Origin of the sequence: Acinetobacter higginsii (assembly GCF_000369845.1) — a bacterium.
In the GTDB taxonomy this organism is placed as follows: domain Bacteria; phylum Pseudomonadota; class Gammaproteobacteria; order Pseudomonadales; family Moraxellaceae; genus Acinetobacter; species Acinetobacter higginsii.
The window spans coordinates 427,264-445,100 of record NZ_KB850214.1 but is presented as its reverse complement, the minus strand read 5'-3'; the positions used below and the strand labels follow the sequence as shown (position 1 = coordinate 445,100).

The 17,837-nt window shown below is 40.3% G+C and carries 18 protein-coding genes; 8 read left to right on the top strand and 10 right to left on the bottom strand.

The genetic code is table 11. The annotated features are described in order from the left end of the window. Window positions 1–45 precede the first annotated feature (45 nt). From F885_RS10260 to F885_RS10275, 4 genes are all read left to right on the top strand, one after another. On the top strand, window positions 46–420 hold the full coding sequence (locus F885_RS10260; protein ID WP_005316381.1) for a hypothetical protein: 375 nt from the start codon (window positions 46–48) through the stop codon (window positions 418–420). A 106-nt stretch (window positions 421–526) separates the two neighbouring features. Beyond that, window positions 527–3,985: a transcription-repair coupling factor gene (gene mfd / locus F885_RS10265; protein ID WP_032859297.1), complete on the top strand. Its 3,459-nt coding sequence runs from the start codon at window positions 527–529 to the stop codon at window positions 3,983–3,985. Window positions 3,986–4,183: 198 nt separating this feature from the next. Beyond that, complete coding sequence (locus F885_RS10270) at window positions 4,184–4,618, top strand: HIT domain-containing protein (RefSeq protein ID WP_004807988.1); 435 nt, start codon at window positions 4,184–4,186, stop codon at window positions 4,616–4,618. 51 nt (window positions 4,619–4,669) lie between these two features. After that, entirely contained in the window at window positions 4,670–6,106 is a 1,437-nt protein-coding gene (locus F885_RS10275) for an adenylate/guanylate cyclase domain-containing protein (RefSeq protein ID WP_005316376.1), read from the top strand. A 32-nt stretch (window positions 6,107–6,138) separates the two neighbouring features. Here F885_RS10275 and F885_RS10280 read toward each other — a convergent pair whose 3' ends face one another. Beyond that, complete coding sequence (locus F885_RS10280) at window positions 6,139–6,573, bottom strand: Rrf2 family transcriptional regulator (RefSeq protein WP_005316373.1); 435 nt, start codon at window positions 6,571–6,573, stop codon at window positions 6,139–6,141. Window positions 6,574–6,680: 107 nt separating this feature from the next. On the opposite strand from F885_RS10280, the gene F885_RS10285 reads away from it, so the two are divergent. Beyond that, the gene (locus F885_RS10285) at window positions 6,681–7,586 is read left to right on the top strand and encodes an NAD(P)/FAD-dependent oxidoreductase (protein ID WP_005316370.1); all 906 of its coding nucleotides are present in this window, start codon (window positions 6,681–6,683) and stop codon (window positions 7,584–7,586) included. A gap of 34 nt (window positions 7,587–7,620) precedes the next feature. Here F885_RS10285 and fdx read toward each other — a convergent pair whose 3' ends face one another. From fdx to F885_RS10325, 8 genes are all read right to left on the bottom strand, one after another. Continuing rightward, entirely contained in the window at window positions 7,621–7,959 is a 339-nt protein-coding gene (fdx, locus tag F885_RS10290; protein WP_004652975.1) for an ISC system 2Fe-2S type ferredoxin, read from the bottom strand. A 17-nt stretch (window positions 7,960–7,976) separates the two neighbouring features. Then, on the bottom strand, window positions 7,977–9,836 hold the full coding sequence (hscA, locus tag F885_RS10295; RefSeq protein WP_005316366.1) for a Fe-S protein assembly chaperone HscA: 1,860 nt from the start codon (window positions 9,834–9,836) through the stop codon (window positions 7,977–7,979). A gap of 38 nt (window positions 9,837–9,874) precedes the next feature. After that, entirely contained in the window at window positions 9,875–10,393 is a 519-nt protein-coding gene (hscB, locus tag F885_RS10300; protein WP_004807979.1) for a Fe-S protein assembly co-chaperone HscB, read from the bottom strand. Between the two features lie 84 nt (window positions 10,394–10,477). Beyond that, the gene (gene iscA, locus F885_RS10305) at window positions 10,478–10,798 is read right to left on the bottom strand and encodes an iron-sulfur cluster assembly protein IscA (protein ID WP_004807977.1); all 321 of its coding nucleotides are present in this window, start codon (window positions 10,796–10,798) and stop codon (window positions 10,478–10,480) included. A 29-nt stretch (window positions 10,799–10,827) separates the two neighbouring features. Next, a complete protein-coding gene (iscU, locus tag F885_RS10310; RefSeq protein WP_005316362.1) occupies window positions 10,828–11,214 on the bottom strand; it encodes a Fe-S cluster assembly scaffold IscU in 387 nt (128 codons plus the stop codon). A gap of 79 nt (window positions 11,215–11,293) precedes the next feature. After that, window positions 11,294–12,511: an IscS subfamily cysteine desulfurase gene (locus F885_RS10315; protein ID WP_004807975.1), complete on the bottom strand. Its 1,218-nt coding sequence runs from the start codon at window positions 12,509–12,511 to the stop codon at window positions 11,294–11,296. Between the two features lies 1 nt (window position 12,512). After that, window positions 12,513–12,986, bottom strand: a complete 474-nt coding sequence (locus F885_RS10320; protein WP_004807972.1) for an Rrf2 family transcriptional regulator — start codon at window positions 12,984–12,986, stop codon at window positions 12,513–12,515. Between the two features lie 107 nt (window positions 12,987–13,093). Beyond that, on the bottom strand, window positions 13,094–13,741 hold the full coding sequence (locus tag F885_RS10325; protein WP_005316359.1) for a hypothetical protein: 648 nt from the start codon (window positions 13,739–13,741) through the stop codon (window positions 13,094–13,096). 208 nt (window positions 13,742–13,949) lie between these two features. Here F885_RS10325 and F885_RS10330 point away from each other — a divergent pair, with 208 nt between their 5' ends. The 3 genes from F885_RS10330 (at window position 13,950) to F885_RS10340 (ending at window position 16,857) form a co-directional block, all read left to right on the top strand. Continuing rightward, window positions 13,950–14,405, top strand: a complete 456-nt coding sequence (locus tag F885_RS10330) for a phasin family protein (RefSeq protein ID WP_004807968.1) — start codon at window positions 13,950–13,952, stop codon at window positions 14,403–14,405. Window positions 14,406–14,573: 168 nt separating this feature from the next. Next, complete coding sequence (locus F885_RS10335) at window positions 14,574–14,846, top strand: HU family DNA-binding protein (protein ID WP_004639426.1); 273 nt, start codon at window positions 14,574–14,576, stop codon at window positions 14,844–14,846. A 139-nt stretch (window positions 14,847–14,985) separates the two neighbouring features. Beyond that, a complete protein-coding gene (locus tag F885_RS10340; protein ID WP_005316356.1) occupies window positions 14,986–16,857 on the top strand; it encodes a SurA N-terminal domain-containing protein in 1,872 nt (623 codons plus the stop codon). Window positions 16,858–16,919: 62 nt separating this feature from the next. Here the strand turns inward: F885_RS10340 and F885_RS10345 are convergent, their stop codons facing one another. Beyond that, entirely contained in the window at window positions 16,920–17,777 is an 858-nt protein-coding gene (locus F885_RS10345; RefSeq protein WP_005316353.1) for a YbgF trimerization domain-containing protein, read from the bottom strand. Between the last annotated feature and the right edge of the window lie 60 nt (window positions 17,778–17,837).

Sequence of the window (17,837 nt, the reverse complement as noted above, 5' to 3'; positions counted from 1 at the left end):
AGGAAAATAGCCTAAGTAATTTTAAAAGATGAGATAAATAAAAAGATGTTTAAATTAATTTTACTCATTCTATTCATTGTTTGCCAAGTCAGCTATGCGGGCTATGATTTACATATCACAAAAAAAGAATTTTATTTTAATGAGGGGGAATGTATTACTCCTGCAGAATGGCACGCTTATATGATGCTAGATCCATCAGTAAAAAGTGATCTCCAGAATTCAGCACAAGACTTTCTAATTCTTATTGATAAGCAAGAAATTCCACTAATATATAGTCATGATTCTTGTAGTTTATCGATTAAAAAACCAAGTCCTGAAGCGATTAGGAAAATGATTGAGATTGCAAACAAACTTCATGCAACAGTACAAGGTGACGATGCTGAAATTTATATCACGCCTGAGGAAATAATTAGACGGTAATTTATAAGAAGCGGAAGCTCAAATCAGTCGTAGAAAAACTCACACTCCTCAAAAAACATCATGCTAAAATAGGGGACTTATCTTTTTAGATTGCATGATTTTCTCTATGTTTCAACAAGAAATCTCTCAATTAAACTTACAACAATTCAAAGCGGGTGAAAAACGCTGGGTCGGTTCCTTACTTGGATCATCAGCTGCATTATTATTTAAAGAAATTGCCACTCAAAATTCGAATCTTTATGTGATTATTGCAAGGAATAATCAACATCTTGCCCAGCTTGAAAGTGAGCTTGAGTTTTATGGCATAACGCCTGTTATTTTCCCTGATTGGGAAATTTTGCCTTATGACCGCTTGTCTCCGCACCAAGATATTGTTTCTGAACGTTTAGCAATTTTATCGAATATGCCACAAAAGGGTATTTTACTGGTTTCTGCCAGCACCTTAGCGCAACGTGTTGCCCCTTATTCGTGGGTCGTGGGTGAGCACTTTGATATCAAAGTCGGGCAGAAGTTAGACCTCGAAGCACAAAAGAAACAATTGGTTCAAGCAGGCTATCGTTTAGTTGACACGGTTTATGATCATGGTGAATTTGCAGTTCGCGGTAGCATCATGGATATTTTTGCATCTGGACAAGATGAACCGATTCGAATTGATTTATTTGATGATGAAATTGAAAGTCTAAAGTTCTTTGATCCAGAAACTCAAAGAACGACGGAATCCTTAAAGAACTTTACGGTGTTGCCTGCAAAAGAGTTTCCACTCAAAGAAGGGCGCTCTACCTTTAGAGATCGCTATGCAGAAAGCTTCCCAACTGCAAATCCAAAGAAAAATCCGATTTATCAGGATGTATTAGAGGGAATTGCAACGCCCGGTTTAGAGTTTTATTTGCCATTATTTTTTGATAAGAAGCTGATGGAAGCGCAGAGTATGTTGACGACATACTTACCAGATAATTGCGTTGTCATTACAAATAGTGAAATTGAAGATGATTTAATGAACTTCTGGAAAGAAGTGATGCGTCGTTATGAAGATCGACGTCATAACATTGATCAACCAATCCTACCGCCAGAAGAATTATTTTTAATGCCTAACCATGTTTTACAGGCATTAAATCAATTCCCTCGAATTTTGGCTTCAGCAGAAGCTTTCGAGACCAAGGCGGGTGTACTCAATGTCGCGGCTGAACAACCACCTAAACTAGCAGTTGATCCGAAAAAAGAACAACCGTTTGAGGCAGTAAAACATTATATCGACCAAGCCAAGCATCCTGTTTTATTGGTCGCTGAGAGTGCTGGTCGCCGTGAGACCTTAAAAGATGCGTTGCGTGGTGTATTGGGTGAAATTCAAAACGTAGACAGTTTTGCTCAGTTCCAAAAAGATAAGTTGCAGGTTGCGATTACCAGTGCGCCACTAGATCGAGGGCTGTTGCTGAGTAATCAGCTGTCGGTGATTTCGGAAAATCAACTTTATGAACACCGTGTGGTGCAGCGCCGTCGTAAGCGTCAGCAAGAAGTATCTGAAGAGTTCTTGATTCGTAGTTTAACCGAGCTGAGTATTGGTGCACCTGTGGTGCATATCGATCATGGTGTAGGGCGTTATGCAGGTTTAATTACGCTAGAAATCGATGAGCAGGATCATGAATTCTTGCAGCTTGATTATGCAGATGGTGCGAAAGTCTATGTGCCGGTAACCAATTTACATCTGATTAGCCGCTATAGTGGGGGTGATCCTGATTTAGCGCCATTGCATAAATTAGGTACAGATACATGGAGCAAAGCGAAGCGCAAAGCTTTGGAACAAATCCATGATGTTGCCGCAGAGCTATTACATATTCAGGCCCGTCGTCAATCCAAACCTGGTTTTGCTTTTGAGCTGGATCATACGGGATATATGCAATTCTCCAGTGGCTTTGCCTACGAAGAGACTTTAGACCAAGCTAACGCGATTGAAGCAACCATTCATGATATGCAGCTGGCCAAACCGATGGATCGTTTGGTTTGTGGTGATGTGGGCTTTGGTAAAACCGAAGTGGCAATGCGTGCAGCATTCGTTGCGGTACAAAATAATAAGCAAGTTGCAGTTCTAGTACCCACGACATTGTTAGCACAACAACATTATGAATCTTTTAAAGACCGTTTTGCCGATACAGCGGTACGCATTGAAGTATTGTCGCGTTTTGGCAGCAATAAAACCCACTTAAAAATCATTGAAGATCTTGCAGATGGCAAAGTCGATATTGTGGTCGGCACGCATAAAATTCTGCAAGAAAATATCCAGTTCAAGAATCTTGGACTTATGATTGTCGATGAGGAACACCGTTTTGGTGTCCGTGATAAAGAACGGATTAAAGCCTTACGTGCCGATGTGGATATGTTGACTCTAACGGCGACCCCGATTCCACGTACCTTGAATATGGCATTTTCTGGGATGCGTGATCTCTCGATTATTGCAACACCACCCGCACGTCGCTTAGCAGTGAAAACCTTTGTACAAGAGCATACTGATGATTCGGTTAAAGAGGCGATTTTACGTGAGTTACTACGTGGCGGTCAGGTGTACTTGTTGCACAATGAGGTGGATACCATTGAGCGTGCTGCTGAAACCATTCGTAATTTAGTGCCAGAAGCAAGGGTTGCTGTAGCGCACGGGCAAATGCGAGAGCGTGAACTAGAACAAGTGATGCAGCAGTTCTATCACAAAGAATATAACGTGTTGGTGTGTTCAACGATTATTGAAACGGGTATTGATGTGCCGAATGCTAATACCATCATTATTGAGCGTGCAGATAAATTAGGACTTGCGCAATTACATCAATTGCGTGGTCGTGTCGGACGTTCGCATCACCAAGCCTATGCCTATTTATTGGTTCCATCGATCAAGCACCTGAAAGGTGATGCTGAAAAACGTTTAGATGCCATTCAACGTGCTTCCACTTTAGGTGCTGGTTTTATGCTGGCAACTGAAGACTTGGAGATTCGAGGCGCGGGTGAATTACTTGGTGAGCAGCAAAGCGGCTCAATGCAGGCGATTGGTTATAGCCTGTATATGGAAATGCTCGAAAAAGCGACCAAAGCCATTCAAAAAGGCAAAACACCTAATTTTGATGCGCCGTTGTCCTTAACCGCTGAAATTAATTTGCATATGCCTGCGTTGATTCCAGATGACTACTTGGGTGATGTACATCAACGTTTGTTGTTCTATAAACGTATCAGTAATACTGATAGCCAAGAGAAGCTCGACAATATCCGTATGGAGTTGATTGATCGTTTTGGTATTCCTCCGCAACCTGTGAAGCAATTGTTTAGTGTGCATCAGCTGCGTTTGCGTGCAGAGCAGTTGGGTATTACCAAAATCGACATCAATAGTAATGGGGGGTATATCGAGTTTGCACCTGATACCCCTGTACAGGCGATCAGTATCATTCAACTAATGCAGAAAAATCCGACCTATTACCGAATGGAAGGCGGTCAACGCTTGAAAGTTATGGTGCAACTAGCAGAGTACGACAAACGGATTCAGTTTATTGTGGACTTGTTGAATAAGTTATTGAGTGAGTTAAATTGAGGCTTTTAAGCACTTGATTTGATGGTTAATTGAGCAAGTTCTGTTTTTTAGCAAAAGCATTTCTGTTTTTGATCAGATGTTCATGCAATAAATGAGGAAAATCATTGTTATTTGTAATCAAACGGGTTACTAATAATATTCACATCAAAACTGATGTGATAGTATTGATCATCATTATTCTGCATCATTTATAAAGATATGTTTAGTTTGCATCCACAACTTGCTCAAGATACATTTTTTGTAGGCGACTTCCCGCTTTCAACATGTCGTTTAATGAATGATATGCAATTTCCTTGGTTGATCCTGATTCCGCGTGTTCCAGGTGTCACAGAATTATATGAATTAAGCCAAGCAGACCAAGAACAGTTTTTACGAGAATCGAGCTGGTTATCAAGCCAATTGTCACGTGTATTCCGTGCAGACAAGATGAATGTAGCAGCTTTAGGAAACGTTGTTCCTCAGCTTCATTTTCATCATGTGGTACGTTATCAAAATGATGTTGCATGGCCTAAGCCAGTGTGGGGAACACCAGCGGTGCCTTATAGCAATGAAGTACTTGCGCACATGCGTCAAACGTTAATGCTAGCATTGCGTGGACAGGGTGATATGCCATTTGATTGGCGTATGGACTGATCCAGAAAATAGAATAAATACAGTATTCTATAATAAAAAAAGGAGGATAGAGTGCCACTAGATAGGTTGATTGATAAAAAACCTAGACAGTTTGCTTATTTTCATCGTTTGATGGGATATTCGATTCTGTCACTAATTCTGGTAATTTATACATTTACCTCAACTAGTGCTAGCTATCAACTCTACCTTCTTCCTTTATTACTCATTTATTTTCTGTTTTGTCCCCGTTTAGAAAAATGGCTGCAATATAAATTTGATAAAAAAATAGAAAAAAATGTTCTTTTCGGCAATGAGGCTGTGATCATTGCGCTGGTTCTTGCCGCATTGCATCTCAGTTTAGTTCCCACCTTTACGATCCTATTTGGATTGCTGTATGTCGGATTGAACAATAAAATTTCTCTGCCAGTCTCTTGTTTAATCGGTTTGATTGGCGTCATTGTTTTCTATTTCAGTACTTTTGTGATTTTTGGCGCGGAAGAATATTTCGAACCAACCAATCCTGAATTAACAGTCGTTAGTTTGCTTGGTTTGATGATGTTTATCGTGATTGGTAACTATTATCAGCACCGTCGTTTAAATATTCTGGGTCAACAACGCCAGCATTATCATAATCAAATGACGCGTTATATCGCTTTTGCCAATCAGCTTAGCCGTTATGCGCCATTGCAGTTATGGCAGTCAATCATGCGTGGTGAGGCAGAGGCAAAAATTGAATATAAGCGTAAAAAACTAACCATTTTCTTCTCGGATATTCAAGGTTTTACTGAACTTTCTGAAACCTTAATCCCAGACGATTTAGCCTTCTTGCTCAATGATTATTTGAGTCATATGACTGAAATTGCCAAGCAGTATGAAGCAACTGTCGATAAGTTTATGGGCGATGCGATTCTTATTTTCTTTGGTGATCCAAACTCGCAGGGTGTCGAACAGGATGCAAAATCTTGTGTCGAAATGGCCATTGCAATGCGTCAGCAAATGAAACTGTTGCGTGAACGCTGGAAGAAAATGGGTTATCCCGCTTTGCATATTCGTATGGGCATCAGTACAGGTTATTGCCACGTCGGGAACTATGGTGCTTCTCATCGTATGGCCTATACCATTGTTGGTCGTGATGTAAACTTAGCAGCACGTTTGCAGTCTGCGGCTGAAGTTGATGAAATTCTGATTGCCGATGATACCCATCAACTGATTAAGAATAGGTTTTTGTGTGTGCCTAAGGTGCCAATTTATTTAAAAGGCATTCAAGGTCCTGTTAAAACTTGGCAAGTGATGGAGAAATTTACAGGTAAGAAATCAGATACGCAAAAATGGTTTGATTTCGATTATAAGGGCTTCCATTTGGTCTTAAATTTGGAAGAAGTGCAGAACTATGAATATCCTGAACTGGTAGAAATCTTGGAAAATATGGTTCAGCGGATCAAGACCCAGCAAAAAATTACTAATGCACAGGGCATCCCAAAACTGACTTTGGATGATGAAGTCAGATAATCAAAGCGTGCACATATGCTGTAAGTTCATCGTTAGTGTGCATGAATCTCATATAAATGATCAAATTCAAGCGCTAAAGAGGCGAGTGTTGTTCCCTTGAGCTGTTGTGTCAGTATCTTTTGCGCATCTTGTATTGCATGATCTAAAGCTGCATTTACGACACGCTCTACCAAGCATTCTGGATTTTCTCTTTCATTGCCAATCGCGAAAATAGTGGGTTCACCCACAGCTTGATAAATATCCCAAAGTGTAATTTTTTCTAAATCACCTGTTAACTGCCAACCGCCACCAGCGCCTTTCTCTGAGTGGACAAAACCTGCCTTTTTGAGACCTGACATAGTTCGTCTGACCACGACTGGATTGGTGGAAAGCATCTGCGCGATTTCATCAGAGGTAAAGATCTTATTTTGTCTTGCCATGTGCAGTAACACATGAAGCATTCGCGAGAGTTTGCTGTCTGTACGCATTGAGTCAATAAGTAAAAAAGGAGTTAAGTTAAATGTAACATCAAAAGTTGCAAATTAAAATAAAAAGTATTAATGTAACTTTTAAAGTTACATATAGGATTGGACTTATGCAGTACGATGTTGCAATTATTGGTGGAAGTTATGCAGGCTTGGCGGCGGCGATGCCATTGGTGAGAGCCCGTAGAAAAGTAGTACTGATTGATGCTGGACACAGAAGAAATCGCTATGCAGAACATTCACATGGCTTTTTAACACAGGATGGTAGCAAGGCTAGTGATATTGTAGAGATAGCGAAGCAGCAGCTTTTAGCTTACCAAACTGTAGATTGGGAAGATGGTAGGGTGAAGCGTGTTGAAAAAGTTGATGGTGGCTTTGCCGTATGTATTGATGCAACTCGGTTTATCACAGCAAAACGATTGATCATTGCCGCTGGAATCACGGATCAGCTTCCTGAAATTTCGGGTTTAGTTGAGCGTTGGGGGAAAAGCATTTTTCATTGTCCTTATTGTCATGGTTATGAGCTGAATCAAGGCAAGATCGGGATTATTGCAAGCTCTGAGCATGCGGCACATATGGCGATGATGTTGCCCGATTGGGGGGATACCACGCTGTTTTTGAATGATTATTCGGTGGAAAAGGAGTTACTTGACCAATTAGCCACTCGAGGTGTCCGTGTAGAAAAACGATTGATTCAAGAAATCATCGGACACAGTGATGTTTTACTCGCAGATGGTTCTGTTATTCAGTTGGACGGTATTTTTGCAACCACCAAATGTACTATCGCACAAGATTGGATTTTCAAACTAGGTTGTGAGATTGAACAGAATACGATGGGTGAGGCAATAAAGACCAATGCTATGAAGGAAACTACAGTAGCCGGTATTTTTGCTTGTGGTGATGTTGCTCGTTTGGGAAGCTCAGTGCCGCTCGCAGTTGGTGATGGCACTATGGCAGGTGCTGCTGCACATCGTTCTCTAATTTTTACTGAACAAATAAAAAAAGCTAGAGATTAACTCTAGCTTTTTTATGTCAGAGAAACCAGTTGACTTAATGATTTTCCGAAGCATGGTTGATGGTGTATTTAGGAATCTCGATTTCTAAATCTTCATCAACGATCTCTACTTGGCAAGACAGGCGAGAATCTGGTTCTAGGCCCCATGCACGGTCAAGTAAGTCGGCTTCTACATCATTCATCTCTTCAAGGCTGTCAAAACCTTTACGTACAACCACGTGACACGTGGTGCAGGCTGCAGACATGTCACAAGCATGTTCAATTTTAATACCATTTTTTAATAAGCTTTGGCATAAATTGGCGTTATGTTCGACTTCAAATTCTGCACCTTCAGGGCAAATTTGTGCATGAGGAAGAACTTTAATACGTGGCATATTGATCACCTATACCTTTAGTTTGAGTTTGACCAATCTTCAAGTTTCGTACCTTTTAAGGCATGGTCAATATGTCGGTTCATACGAAGCGCGGCAAAGGCATCGCTATGAATTTTAAGTTGTTGAACGGCATGTTCAATCGCTGCCAGCTCATCTGTTTTAAGACGGGCTCTTAACGCTTCAGCAGCAAGAATTAAGTCACGAGCCTGTTGCTGAGAGAGTAAATCAGTATCTGCTTTTAACGCTTGCTCTAAAGCCTCCAACTCACGTTGTGCTTCAACTTTGGTTTCTTGCAAGTGACGAAGATGTTTATCTTCCTCGGCATATTGGAAACCTTCAACCAGTAAGCGCTCAGTGTCTGCCGAAGATAGACCATAAGATGGTTTGATATCGATTTGTGCTTGAACACCAGACGTTGTTTCTTTCGCAGATACTGTGAGTAAGCCATCGGCATCGACTTGGAACGTTACTTCAATACGCGCTTGACCAGCAGTCATTGGTGGGATGCCATGTAATACAAAGCGGCCCAATGAACGGCAATGCTCAACCAGATCACGTTCACCTTGCACCACATGAATCAACATCGCGGTTTGGCCATCTTGATAAGTGGTAAATTCTTGACGGCGTGCAACAGGAATCGCTGTATTACGTGAAATCAGGCGCTCAACCAAACCACCCATGGTTTCAAGACCAAGAGAGAGTGGGGTCACATCAAGTAATAATGAGCCATCTTGACTATTGCCAATGAGCTGGTTTGCAGTAATTGATGCGCCAATCGCAACCACTTCATCAGGGTTGATGGTACAAAGTGGTTCACGTTCAAATAATTCACGTACCGCTTTTTGTACTGCATAAGAGCGCGTAGAACCACCCACAAGAACTACATGTTCAATGTCGTCAAGTTCAAGCTTAGCATCACGTAATACACGTTTGCAGACACTCATGGTTTTATCGAGTGCAACTTGAATAATCGATTCAAAAGTTGAGCGATCTAAAGTGAGACGATCATCCAATAATTTTAATTCGGCAGATTCGTGATCGGTTAAATATTCTTTGGCTTGACGTGCGGCCATGATGAAAACAGCGTATTCTTCATCACTTAAAGTTTCTATATTAAGCTGTTTTTTCGCCCATTTTACGATTAAGCGATCAAGATCATCACCACCAAGGGCTGTGTGTCCACCAGTTGCAAGAACTTCAAATACGCCTTGCGAAAAACGTAAAATCGAGACATCAAAAGTACCACCACCTAGATCGTAAATCACATAGTTGCGGTCAGTACTGAGATTGGTGTCTTGATCTAATCCATAAGCTACAGCGGCAGCAGTGGGTTCATTCAATAAACGTAAAACATTCAAACCTGCAAGCTGAGCAGCATCACGGGTGGCTTGACGTTGTGCTTCATCAAAATAAGCAGGAACGGTAATCACTGCACCATTTACAGGATTACTCAGGCTTGCTTCAGCACGATCTTTTAACTGTTTTAAAATTTCAGCAGAAATTTCGACTGGTGTTTTACGACCAGCAGCGGTTTCAAATGCCGGCATTTCATTTTCTGCACCTACGAGTGTGTAGGGATGCTGGAATTTGATATCTGCTTGTGAGCGACCCATAAAGCGTTTTACTGAAACAACTGTATTTTTAGGATCAGTCAGCATAAAAGGTTTAGCTTCATAGCCAAACGTCGTTGCATCCTTTGCATAGTGAACAATAGACGGCAGTAATACTCGGTCTTTGTCATCTTGTAGAACTTTCGGTTTTCCCGATAGCACTGTCGCCACTAAAGAGTGGGTTGTCCCTAAGTCAATGCCGATCGCAATACGATGTTGATGCGGGGCAGTAGCTTGACCTGGTTCAGCAATTTGCAAAAGCGCCATGCGTGCGGTATCCCTTGAAAATAATCGGTAACAGCGGATTAAAAATCATCATCGAGGTCGAAGCTTTCTTCTTCGTCCAACATGCGATCTTCAGCTTTATCAATATCATTCATAACACGTTGGAAAAAACGTAATTTACGAACAGTATCACGTGCTTCTGCCCAGTCTTCGTCAGCAAAATCAATTTTAAATTCGCGAACTAAACCATCGATCCACTGTTGAATTTCAACTTTTAGTGTATTTAATTGCTCTGTAGATGTTGCTTCATCTAATTGTTCACGCATTTCGAGTGCAGATTGCAAAAATTCAAAATCACTAATGGATTGATCCAGATGATGATCTTGTTTTTTTAAGGCAAGCAGATACGCAGCACGACTGTCAACTTGTGAAAGTACTTTAAATGCTTGATTGATTTCGCTCGACTTGATCAATGCCTGATCTTTGTCAGTGGCTTTATCTGGGTGATATTGCTGTTGCAAACTTAAAAACTGTTTTTTTAAAGCTGCTAAATCTATATCGAGTGCTTCGGGTAATTGGAACAACTCAAAATGATTCATGGGAGATGAATTCCGCTATTGATAAATACGTTAAAACAGTGCGGAACACACTGTTTTGACGAAAAGAAAGAGGGGTGTTGCCAGTTAAACAGTAAATGATTCACCGCAACCACATTCACCTTTTTGATTTGGGTTGTTAAATTCAAAGCCTTCATTCAGACCATTTTTGACATAGTCCATCTCTAAACCATTGAGATAAACTAAGCTTTTCGGGTCAACAAAAACTTTAACGCCAAGTTGTTCAAATACTTGATCATGCGTATCGACATCATCGACAAACTCAAGTACATAAGCCAACCCAGAACAACCCGAAGTTTTCACGCCAATACGAATGCCTTCGCCCTTACCGCGGTTTTGCAGGTAATTGCTGATGTGACTCGCAGCATTTTCAGTTAAATGGATCATGAAAACTCCAATGTTATTTCGTTCATCAATTAAGCTTTCGCTTTCTTGCCACGATAGTCTTCAATCGCAGCTTTAATTGCATCTTCAGCCAATACAGAGCAGTGTACTTTTACTGGTGGAAGTGCAAGCTCAGTCGCAATATCAATATTCTTGATTGATTGAGCTTCATCAAGCGTTTTACCTTTTAACCACTCGGTTACAAGAGAACTTGATGCAATTGCAGAACCACAGCCGTAAGTTTTGAAGCGAGCTTCTTCAATTATGCCATTGTCATCGACTTGAATTTGTAAACGCATTACGTCGCCACACGCTGGTGCACCGACCATACCTGTACCTACGTTTTCTGCATTTTTGTCTAAAACGCCAACATTACGAGGGTTTTCGTAATGATCAATTACTTTTTCGCTATAAGCCATGTTGCTTCTCCAAACCTCGGGGTCAGCCTAATATTAATATGAGGGTAAAAACACGTTTTTCAATTGAGGGTTCAATGAATTAGTGTTCAGCCCATTCAACTGTTGAAAGGTCGATACCTTCTTTGTACATATCCCAAAGCGGAGAAAGTTCACGCAATTTCTCAACTGCAGCTTTGGTAATTGTTAACACGTGATCAATATCTGCTTCAGTTGTGTATTTACCAAAACTGAAACGGATTGAACTGTGTGCTAACTCATCAGATAAACCTAAAGCACGTAAAACGTATGAAGGCTCTAAAGTTGCAGATGTACATGCTGAACCGCTTGAAACAGCAACATCTTTCAGTGCCATCATCAGTGATTCACCTTCAACAAAGTTGAAGCTGACATTTAGATAGTTTGCAACGTTTTGTGTTGGGTGGCCATTCAAGAACACTTGTTCAAGGTCTTGTAAACCATTCCAAAGCTTGTCGCGTAATTTACGGATACGCTCTTGCTCTGCTTGCATAGTTTTGCCAGCAATTTCAAAAGCCTCACCCATACCAACAATTTGGTGAGTCGCTAAAGTACCAGAACGCATACCACGCTCATGACCACCACCGTGCATTTGTGCTTTTAAGCGAACACGTGGGCTACGGCGAACAAAAAGTGCACCAATACCTTTAGGGCCATAAATTTTGTGACCAGAGAAACTCATCAAGTCGACTTTCATGGTTGAAAGATCAATTTCAACTTTACCAGCTGCTTGAGCGGCATCGACATGGAAGAATGTTTTATTGGCACGAGTTAATTCACCAATTGCAGCAACGTCTGTTACGGTACCGATTTCATTGTTCACCATCATGAGTGATACAAGAATGGTATCAGGGCGTAAAGCTGCTTTAACCATTTCAGGTGTAATTAAACCTGTACGTGGTTCTGGTTCTAAATATGTAATTTCGAAACCTTGTTCTTCAAGCTCACGGCAAGGATCTAACACAGCTTTGTGTTCGATTTTACTTGTAATGATGTGTTTGCCTTTTGAGCCGTAGAATTGAGCAATCCCTTTTAATGCAAGGTTGTCAGATTCAGTCGCACCTGAAGTCCAAACGATTTCACGAGGGTCTGCTTTGATTAAATTTGCAACTTGCTCACGCGCATACTCAGCTTTTTCTTCGGCTTGCCAACCATAAGCATGTGAACGTGACGCAGGGTTACCAAAAGTCCCTTCGAACGTTAAACACTCCACCATACGTTCTGCAACTTCAGGCAGTACAGGAGTGGTTGCTGCGTAATCAAGATAAATTGGACGTTTCATGTCAAATACCTGTAACCGATAGAAGGGCTGAATCTAAACTTGGTGAATTTTGGCGTAGAGCAACAGTTTGAACGTTGTCACGCGCAATTAAATCAGCAAGCGTGATTTTTGCGAGATAATCGGCAATATGGTGGGAGAGTTCTTGCCATAAGTCGTGCGTTAAACACATTGCACCATTCTGGCAGTTGCCTTTGTGGTCACAACGGGTTGCATCAACAGTTTCATTTACAGCTTCGATAATTTCTAGCACGGTGATTTCACTTGCAGTGCGCGCAAGGTGATAGCCACCATTTGCACCACGAACGCTTGAAACTAACCCATGACGTTTAAGTTTTGCGAATAACTGTTCTAAATAAGCGACTGAAATGGATTGGCGTGCTGCTATTTCCGCAAGCGTGATCGTTTGTTCAGTTGGCTGCAAAGCTAAATCAAGTAGAGCAGTCACTGCGTAACGACCGCGAGTTGTAAGACGCATGATTCGGTACACATGGTTAGACTAGATAGGTAAATTTTATGAATTCCGACTAAAATAGTCAAGTTTTAAATTGTCATTATCAGTGTGAAAAGTAAAATATATTGGAATTATTGTATCCACATATTATAAACAAAAAAGGCAATGAAAATAAAGCTCAATACCGCAAAGCTGATATTAATCAAGCGCTGACGTTTTTGCAGGCGGTGAATACGGTTTTGATATTGTTTTACTTCAACCAACAAAGTGTTGATTTCAGAGCGCTGCTGATCAATTTTATCTAAGAGTGGGGCAATGCGTTGCTGAGATGCAACGGCTTCAGCTTCATCATTAAATAGATTTAACCATTGTTTCCAGTTTGCCAGAATGCTGGAGAGCGTAAGGTGTGGAAGTAAATCTAAAAATTCTTCAGCGAGAACGGCATCACCAAGGATACGCATATTGGTAATGCTGCGCTGATTGTTAAACACAAAAATCTTAATCAGATCGATGAGTGTGCTATTAATCTCTAAATCGATGTTACGATCCAGTGCTTTCATATCGAACAACAAACCTTTTTCGGTAAATTGGATATAAAAGTCAAAGAACGGAATGTAGCTATTGATGCGAATCGTCATCTTTTTATCGATGAGCTTTTTTGCTTGCAAGCGCAATCCCGCATCATGCGTAAGGACGAAGGAGAAAAAAGTTTCTAAAACAATGATGACAATGTTTAGCAACAAATGGGGGTGTTTATGTCTTTGTTGCGTATCACTCATAGATCTCTTTTTCCTTGCCAATAACGTTAAAACAATAAAATCTGTAAACTTTGAGTATCCTTACTCAATTGTTAAAAATAATTTACATGACTTTATTGCTTTGTAGAACAGTTTTTTAAAACGATCAAGTCTTAACTTTGATATTATAAAAACATTTTTATGGTTAAATACGACATACTGTTTGTAAAGAGCTTAGGAGTAATGGTCAATGGATAACTCAAACATAGAAAATCCTAACGAAGAAGCTGAAGTAAAAACTAAGCCAAAATCAAAGAGTTCTAAAAAATCTGCACTGGATTTCAAAAAATATACACAACAAATTTGGCTTGCTGGTTTGGGTGCTTTTTCACGTGCTGAAGAAGAAGGAAATAAATTGTTTGACTCACTGGTCAAGGTCGGTGAAGAGCTTGAGTCGAAAACAGTCGATTTCGCAGACAATACGGTTGGCAAGGTCACAGAGAAAGCCAAAGAGTCTGTAACAGATACCAAAGACAAAGTTGAAAAGATTTTAGATACGGGCGTGAATCACTCTTTGAATCGTATTGGCTTGGTGACGCCGAAGGATCTTCAGCATATCGAACAGCTTCTTGTGCAGTTGCATATCAAAGTGGATGCTTTGATTGAAGAAAATAACCAATTGAAGGCTAAATTGAATAAAAAGTAAAAAAAATGCTGGTAACTGGTCCGTTTATGTCGTTTTTCAGTATTTATTTTAATTAAAAGGTCTTTCTAGTATTGCGTTCTCCCCCAAAGCATTGCTATAAAGGCGTCATGGCCTTTTAAACTATAGCCTTGGATCTTAACAAACGATATTAAGAGGATATTTTTTATCATGAATAAATCAGAATTAATTGATGCGATTGCTGAAAAAGGGGGAGTGTCTAAATCGGATGCTGGTAAGGCACTCGATGCGACAATTGCATCAATCACTGAAGCACTTAAAAAAGGTGACACGGTTACTTTAGTTGGTTTCGGTACTTTCAGCGTGAAAGAACGTGCTGCTCGTACTGGTCGTAACCCTAAGACTGGTGAAGAACTTCAAATCAAAGCAAGCAAAGTACCTAGCTTCAAAGCTGGTAAGGGTTTAAAAGATTCGGTTGCGTAATCTTTTTAAATCAATAAACGCACCATTCAGGGTGCGTTTTTTATTTATTGAATGAAAAAGTTAATTTGATCTTTATTCTGCATTCATTCGTCTTTGTTTTTCAGTTAAAATTGCCCCGAAATAAAATATTGGAATTCTTATGGAATCGTTTCGTACTCTCATTAAGGGTTGGTTGGGTAAAGTCCTGCTCGTTTTGTTTTTGACCCCTTTAGCACTTGTAGGGATTGAAGGATATTTTAGTGGTAGCAATAAAGCAGACGTTGCGAAATCGGTAAACGGTCAAGATATTTCTAATAAAGAATTAGAAAGTGCAACCAAGAACTATAAAGACCAGTATTTGTCATTGGTCAAAGGTGATGAGTCTCTTTTAAATTTACCTGTCATTCAGGAAAAAGCATTGGATGCACTTGTTGCACGCAGTTTGTTGCAACAGCAAGCTGAAAAGTTAGGTATGACTTTAAGTGATGTACAGCTTGAGCAAATGTTAGCTCAGCAGCCAAGCTTCCAAGAAAATGGACAGTTTTCACAAAAATTATATGAAAACTATTTGCGTTCTGTAGGGATGACGAATCAGGCGTTGATTGCTAGCTTGCGTCAAGACCATGCGCTTAAAATGATTTCAACATCATTGATGGATTATGCATTGGTGAGCAAGTCTGATGTACAGCAGTTAGCTAATTTGCAAACGGAACAACGTACTTTGCATTTGGCAAGTATTAAGCTAGATGATTATAAAAAAGGCGTGACTGTATCGAATCAAGAAATTGCTGACTATTACAACAAGCATAAAAACGAGTTTAAGCAAGTTGCCAGTGTCGATGTTGATTATGTCGTACTTACACCAGCATTATTGCCGAAAGCAAACCTTGCGGTAACTGAAGCTGATTTACAGCAAGCTTATACTGCATTTGTGGACAAGCAACAAAAAGATGTAAAGCGTGAAGTTAAGCATATCTTAATTACCACAGATGCGCGTGATGACGCGGCTGCTCAAAAGCTTGCGAATGAAGTTTACGCTAAAATTCAAGCAGGTGAGTCATTTGCTCAAGCAGCAGCTCAGTACTCTGAAGACCCAAGCTCTAAAGCAAATGGCGGTTTAGTTGAAGCCTATGCACCTGGGGTATTCTCAGCTGACTTTGATAATGCGGTTACTGCATTGAAAAATGGCCAGATTTCTAAACCTGTTAAAACACAATATGGTTATCACATCATTGAAGCCAATGCACCAGTTGCCAATATTCCTTCATTTGAGGCTGAAAAAGCACGCTTAACGGCTGAGGTTGAAAAATCGAAAGCAGCGAATTTATTCAGTGATACAGTGAATAATTTAAACGAAATGGTTGTTGGTGGCGATTCACTTGATGTTGTTGCGCAAGAAGTAAAAGGTGCACGTATTGAATCTGCTGATGCTGTAACCTTAACAACCGATAATCCATATTTAAGTGATTTGAGCGTTAAAGCAAAATTGTTCAATGATGATGTAAAAAACGGTGATCGTAATGCATCTTCAAATATTCAAATGGCGAATGGTGATACGATTTGGATCAAAGTACGTAATTACCATGCAGCAGGTGTAAAACCTTTAAACGAGGCAACTGCTGATGTCAAAGCGAAAGTCATTGAAGCAAAAGCATACAAAGCTGCTCAAGCGAAAATTGCAGCAATCCTTGCTGACTTTAAAACTCAGCCAGCGGCTCAGGTGGTTGCTAAATCTCAAGTCACTTTTGAAAATGCAGGCACATTTGCTCGTTCACAAGGCTTAAAACGTCCTATTGAACGTGCCGCATTCAGTATCCCTGTACCAAGCAAAGATGGTTTATGGTCTGCAACGACTGCCAAGTTGCCAAATGAATTAGTGATCGTTGCAGTTTCAAATGTAAATAGCAGTGTAGCAAGCACTTTACCAGCAGAACAGTTACAAGAGTTGAATAAGCTTTATCAACAGTTCCGTGGTCAGCAGGTCTTGGAAGACTATACTGAATACTTGAAATCACAAGCAAAGATCAAATAAGTTTGTTCTAAGCATAAAAAAGCCAGTTTAAACAAACTGGCTTTTTTATTGGAGGCGATAAACTATTTTTTCTGAATAAATTTAGCTTCTTCAGATTGTGGATATTGGCTGAGCAGCTTGCTTTTATATTGATTTGCTAAAGCAGGGTTTTTGTCTACTTCTTTGGCAATACTATATAACTGATAAACCGCACGAGACGCTTTAGCAGAATTTGGATAGCGTGTTGCTACAATATTATAGTTCTGTTTGGCAGCCTTATAGTCTACAGGCTCAACGGCCAAGTAAAATTCAGCTAACCAAAAATATGCATTACCAACATAAATACCATTCGGATGGTTTTTAATGAAGTTTTGCATTGGTTGAATGGCTTTTTTTGCACCACCTTGTTTATAGGCATCAAGTGCAACAGTATAGGCTGCTTTTTCTAACTCGATTTGATTGGTGGTATTGCTGGTTGTTGCTGTATTGGGCTGTGGTGGTTGCTCGGCGGCTGGTGCTTGTGGTTTCACAGGTGGTGTCTGTTGCTGTGCTGCGGGTGCTGTCGGTGCAATAACAGGTGCAGCCGTATCTGTGGCCGCACCTGCCGTAGCTCCATCTTGAGCTTCAGGGTTATCTTCTGGTGGATCAATTTTTTGCGAAAGCAGTTCTAAGCGTTGATCAAGATCAGTATAGCGATTGGTGAGCTCTTTCTTTAATTGCTCTATCGCATTGTCATGTTCTTCAAGTTGACCACGTAACTTACGAATTTCTTCTTCAAGTTTTTGGTTCTTTTGCATGATTTCCCAGTTCAAGCTTGGAGAACCTGCAACAACATTATTGGCCTGTTGTTGGCTTAAAGAGCGCGATTCAATAGGAACATTGGCATATAAATGTGCACTGCTGAGCAGGGCAATAAAAAGTACGGAATGCTTTTTTAGCATAAAAATTCATCCATAAGTTGAAATATAAAGCTGTGGTCGAACAAGTCTTCACCTTTTACT

What these genes read in the sequence shown, in the direction of transcription:
- iscU (WP_005316362.1), bottom strand. Translation starts at nt 11,214, where the DNA reads ATGGCTTATAGCGAAAAAGTAATTGATCATTACGAAAACCCTCGTAAT.
- F885_RS10345 (WP_005316353.1), bottom strand. Translation starts at nt 17,777, where the DNA reads ATGCTAAAAAAGCATTCCGTACTTTTTATTGCCCTGCTCAGCAGTGCA.
- F885_RS10260 (WP_005316381.1), top strand. Translation starts at nt 46, where the DNA reads ATGTTTAAATTAATTTTACTCATTCTATTCATTGTTTGCCAAGTCAGC.
- fdx (WP_004652975.1), bottom strand. Translation starts at nt 7,959, where the DNA reads ATGCCACGTATTAAAGTTCTTCCTCATGCACAAATTTGCCCTGAAGGT.
- F885_RS10285 (WP_005316370.1), top strand. Translation starts at nt 6,681, where the DNA reads ATGCAGTACGATGTTGCAATTATTGGTGGAAGTTATGCAGGCTTGGCG.
- mfd (WP_032859297.1), top strand. Translation starts at nt 527, where the DNA reads ATGTTTCAACAAGAAATCTCTCAATTAAACTTACAACAATTCAAAGCG.
- F885_RS10335 (WP_004639426.1), top strand. Translation starts at nt 14,574, where the DNA reads ATGAATAAATCAGAATTAATTGATGCGATTGCTGAAAAAGGGGGAGTG.
- F885_RS10315 (WP_004807975.1), bottom strand. Translation starts at nt 12,511, where the DNA reads ATGAAACGTCCAATTTATCTTGATTACGCAGCAACCACTCCTGTACTG.
- hscA (WP_005316366.1), bottom strand. Translation starts at nt 9,836, where the DNA reads ATGGCGCTTTTGCAAATTGCTGAACCAGGTCAAGCTACTGCCCCGCAT.
- F885_RS10340 (WP_005316356.1), top strand. Translation starts at nt 14,986, where the DNA reads ATGGAATCGTTTCGTACTCTCATTAAGGGTTGGTTGGGTAAAGTCCTG.
- F885_RS10325 (WP_005316359.1), bottom strand. Translation starts at nt 13,741, where the DNA reads ATGAGTGATACGCAACAAAGACATAAACACCCCCATTTGTTGCTAAAC.
- F885_RS10320 (WP_004807972.1), bottom strand. Translation starts at nt 12,986, where the DNA reads ATGCGTCTTACAACTCGCGGTCGTTACGCAGTGACTGCTCTACTTGAT.
- hscB (WP_004807979.1), bottom strand. Translation starts at nt 10,393, where the DNA reads ATGAATCATTTTGAGTTGTTCCAATTACCCGAAGCACTCGATATAGAT.
- F885_RS10270 (WP_004807988.1), top strand. Translation starts at nt 4,184, where the DNA reads ATGTTTAGTTTGCATCCACAACTTGCTCAAGATACATTTTTTGTAGGC.
- iscA (WP_004807977.1), bottom strand. Translation starts at nt 10,798, where the DNA reads ATGATCCATTTAACTGAAAATGCTGCGAGTCACATCAGCAATTACCTG.
- F885_RS10330 (WP_004807968.1), top strand. Translation starts at nt 13,950, where the DNA reads ATGGATAACTCAAACATAGAAAATCCTAACGAAGAAGCTGAAGTAAAA.
- F885_RS10280 (WP_005316373.1), bottom strand. Translation starts at nt 6,573, where the DNA reads ATGCGTACAGACAGCAAACTCTCGCGAATGCTTCATGTGTTACTGCAC.